This window comes from Vibrio sp. 10N.222.48.A3 (assembly GCF_041475345.1).
Classification (GTDB): domain Bacteria; phylum Pseudomonadota; class Gammaproteobacteria; order Enterobacterales; family Vibrionaceae; genus Vibrio; species Vibrio tasmaniensis_A.
Window position 1 is genome coordinate 1 of the sequence record NZ_JBFRVX010000570.1, and the last position, 4,159, is coordinate 4,159.

4 protein-coding genes are annotated in these 4,159 nt (G+C 44.2%); all 4 read left to right on the forward strand.

Features of this window, described 5'->3' with window-relative positions:
- Window positions 1–240 precede the first annotated feature (240 nt).
- Window positions 241–759 (forward strand): RNA pyrophosphohydrolase, encoded by a 519-nt coding sequence (rppH, locus tag AB4653_RS16285; protein ID WP_009848435.1) that lies wholly within the window; start codon window positions 241–243, stop codon window positions 757–759.
- A gap of 2 nt (window positions 760–761) precedes the next feature.
- Window positions 762–3,011 carry a phosphoenolpyruvate--protein phosphotransferase gene (gene ptsP / locus AB4653_RS16290; protein ID WP_009848436.1) on the forward strand — a complete coding sequence of 750 codons (2,250 nt, stop codon included), beginning with the start codon at window positions 762–764 and terminating at the stop codon, window positions 3,009–3,011.
- Between the two features lie 8 nt (window positions 3,012–3,019).
- On the forward strand, window positions 3,020–3,811 hold the full coding sequence (locus tag AB4653_RS16295) for a sulfite exporter TauE/SafE family protein (protein ID WP_017098342.1): 792 nt from the start codon (window positions 3,020–3,022) through the stop codon (window positions 3,809–3,811).
- 57 nt (window positions 3,812–3,868) lie between these two features.
- Window positions 3,869–4,159 (forward strand): prolipoprotein diacylglyceryl transferase family protein (locus tag AB4653_RS16300; protein WP_372104732.1); only part of this gene is annotated, 291 nt, incomplete at its 3' end.

A 4,159-nucleotide genomic window follows, 5' to 3' on the forward strand; every position in this document is an offset into this window, starting at 1 on the left:
GATAAATCTATGGATTAAAAAAAACGATTGCGGGTAATTCTTCACATAGTTATTCACAGAAAAGGTGAATAAATGTGGTCTATGTCTCACTCTTGTGTGGGTAACTAAGATTTGAGCAAAACTTATCCATATTCGTAGTTATTATTCATAAATATAGCGCTTGTCACGTCACTAAGTTTGCTCCGATTGGGGATATGTGGAAAAATCAGTGTAATTAAAAATTTAGATAGAGGTTGGCCAGTGATAGATGGCGATGGTTACCGATTAAATGTTGGTATTGTAATCTGTAACAACCATGGTCAGGTCTTCTGGGCTAAACGATACGGGCAACATTCATGGCAATTCCCTCAAGGGGGAATAGATGAAGGTGAAACTCCGGAACAGGCAATGTACCGCGAGTTATATGAAGAGGTTGGCCTTACTAAAAAGGATGTAAAGATCGTCGCGACAAGTCGTCATTGGTTACGCTATAAGCTGCCCAAACGACTGGTTCGGTGGGATTCTAAACCTGTCTGTATTGGACAAAAACAGAAGTGGTTTCTTTTACGCTTAGATTGCGATGAATCGCATATCAATATGCAGCGTGGAAGCACACCTGAGTTTGATGGTTGGCGTTGGGTGAGTTACTGGTACCCAGTTCGACAAGTTGTATCTTTCAAGCGAGATGTTTACCGTCGAGCGATGAAAGAATTCGCATCTTTAGCAATGCCGTTTAAAGAGCGAAAAACAAAAGGAAAGCGCAAATTGCGTAGAGGTTAAGCATGCTCAGCCAACTAAGGGAAATAGTTGAACACGTATCAAGAGTTGAAGATGTGTCGACGGCTCTTGATATTTTGGTTAAAGAGACATGCAGCGCGATGCAGACGGAATGTTGCACCGTGTATTTGGCAAATAATGATATGCAGCGTCTTGAGTTGATGGCAACTCAAGGCCTGATCTTCAAAGGCAATAGTATTCACATTGGTTTTGACGAAGGTTTGGTTGGCCTTGTTAAAAGAAGTGCTGAACCTATTAACCTTGCACAGGCGTCTGCTCACCCTGCTTATAAGTTTTTTCCCGAGCTTGGAGAAAAGGTTTATCACTCTTTTCTCGGCACTCCGATTATCTATCGCAAGCAAGTGCTTGGCGTATTGGTCATTCAACAGAAGTCCCCCCGTTTATTCAGTGAGATGGAAGAATCCTTCCTTGTTACACTCTCAGCACAACTTGCGGTTATTGTGGCGCATGCCCAAACTCAAGGCCATTGGCTGTTAGAGCAACAGAAGCTACCTGCGACCAAAGGTATTGCAGCTTCATCGGGTGTGGCGATTGGTGACTTATGGTGGGACAACACTCAGCCTGAACTCACCGATGTTTACCCTGCTTCGACGCTCAATGTTGAAAGGGAGCATGAGCTGTTGGCAGTCGCTGTCGAAAATGCTCTCAATGATTTTAAGCGAATGCGAAAGCGTTTAGATAGTGAAATCAATAAAGACGCGTTGGCGATCTTTGATCTGTTTACTCACTTACTCAACGATCCCATGTTACGTAAGGATCTCAAGAGTCAAATTCAGAAAGGCGACAAAGCCGATTGGGCATTGAGACAGGTTGTTGAGAGTTACTCTAACCGTTTTGCTCGTATGTCAGATGTGTACCTTCGGGAGAGAGCGCAAGACGTCCGAGAGCTTGGTCAAAGACTGCTCTATTTCCTCCACAATTCTGAACATGAACTTCGCACGTTAGATAAACCGATTATTTTGGTGGTTCGTGAGTTAACGGCCTCTGTATTAGCGTCTATTCCTAAAGAAAAACTATTAGCGGTTATTTCCTTGGAAGGGGCGGCGAACTCGCACGCAGCGATTTTATCTCGAGCTTTGGGTATTCCTTCTGTTATGGGAGTTAACCTTAATCTTTCGCAAGCTAATGGTAAGCAAGCGATTGTTGACGGGTATAGCGGTGAGATTTTTATTGAGCCGACTAAAAACCTGCTCAAAGAGTATCGGGGGCTGATTCTAGAAGAGAGTGAGCTCTCCTCTATGGTCAATCGAGAACTGTACTTACCGGCAAAAACGAAAGACGACAAGCAAGTCGAGATTCTGCTTAATGCGGGTTTGAGTGCAGACACTAATATCGCCATTAACCAAGGGGTTGATGGGGTTGGTCTGTATCGAACCGAAATTTCTTTCTTGTTGCAGCAAAGGTTTCCGTCAGAGGACGAACAATTCAAGCAGTATCGTTCTGTGCTTGCGAGTTACCCCGAGAAGCAAGTGGTGATGCGAACCTTGGATATTGGTGGAGATAAGGCGTTACCTTACTTCCCAATAGAAGAAGACAATCCATTCCTTGGTTGGCGTGGTATTCGTTTTACGCTCGATCATCCTGACATCTTTATTATTCAGTTACGTGCCATGTTACGTGCGAGTTGTGATAGCCAGAACTTGAGTATCTTGTTGCCGATGATCTCTAGCACTCAAGAACTGGATGATACTGTTCAACTCATCGAGCAAGCCTACGATGAAGTGCATGAACTCGACAGTCGAGTTCGCATGCCGCGTATCGGTATCATGATTGAAGTGCCATCCATGCTTTACCTTCTTCCGCTTATTGCGGATAAAGTTGATTTCGTTTCGGTGGGCACCAATGACTTAACTCAATATTTATTGGCGGTTGACCGGAACAATTCCCGTGTCTCTGATGTCTATGAATCCATGCACCCTGCAGTGATCATGGCATTGAAACACATCCATGATACTTGTAAGCAATATCAATTGCCGGTGTGTATATGTGGAGAGCTCGCGGGTGATCCAATGGGTGCATTGCTCTTGATTGGGTTAGGGTATGAGACGTTAAGTATGAACACCTCAAATGTCGCAAGGACTAAGTATTTGATTCGTCAATCTAAGCTTAGTGAACTGCAAGATTTGGCAAATGAGGCGCTATCAAAACCGTATGGAAGTGACATCTATAGTATGATGCTCAACTATTTCGAAGAGCGTGAATTTACAGGCTTCATTCGAGCGGGTAAAAAATAGGATTTAACGTGTCATATGAACTGATAGGCTTGCTAGCAGGCCTTGGTGCTATTGTTGGTGTTTTAGCTGGCTTGCTGGGCATTGGTGGTGGTTTGCTGGTGGTTCCTGCCTTACTCTTTTTGCTTCCTAAAGCGGGTATCCCTCAAGAGTTTGCGATGCAAATGGCATTGGCTACCTCGTTATCAACCATCATCGTTACGTCGGGATCGTCTGCGATTAACCATTTAAAATTGGGTAATGTAGAGATTTTTGTCGTTAAATGGTTGATACCAGGTGTCGTGATAGGTGGCTTCCTAGGTTCTTTCGTGGCCGATGTGATTCCAGCTCAATACTTACCAAAAGTCTTTGGTGTGATTGTCTTGGTATTGGCGTTGCAAATGCTGTTGTCGATTCGCTCTAAGAGCCAAAAGTCGATGCCGGGTTCAGCTAAAACCGTGCTGTGTGGTGGCGGTATTGGTTTGGTATCAAGTTTAGCGGGCATTGGCGGTGGGTCTTTGTCGGTACCTTTCCTCAACCATCACGGTGTGGAAATGCGTAAAGCCGTCGGCTCATCTTCGGTATGCGGTTGTGTTATCGCGATTTCGGGAATGCTAGGTTTCATTTGGCATGGATCTTCTGTCGATGATCTTCCTGCGTATAGCTTAGGTTATGTTTATCTGCCGGCTTTGATTGCGATATCTTGTACCTCAGTGTTGACCACTCGAGTGGGTGCGAAACTGGCCACTCAATTACCAACCTCTGTTCTGAAGAAATTCTTTGCGGTATTTTTAATGTTTATAGCAGCGACAATGCTGCTGTAGTGTCTTTTCTGTTAGCTATTGAGCTAACCGTTAATCAATTTAGATAGAGAGCCAAGTATGTCTCAGGGTTTTATCGAATTCCCAAATATCGATCCTGTTCTTATTGAACTAGGACCAATCTCAGTTCGTTGGTACGGCCTAATGTACCTTGTCGGTTTTATGTTTGCTCTTTGGTTAGCAAATCGCCGAGCTGATCAACCCGGTAGTGGTTGGACTCGAGAGCAAGTATCAGACCTACTGTTTGCTGGCTTTCTAGGTGTGGTGCTTGGTGGTCGTATTGGCTACGTACTTTTCTACAACTTTGGCCTTTTCATTGATGATCCACTCTACCTATTTAAGGTATGGACT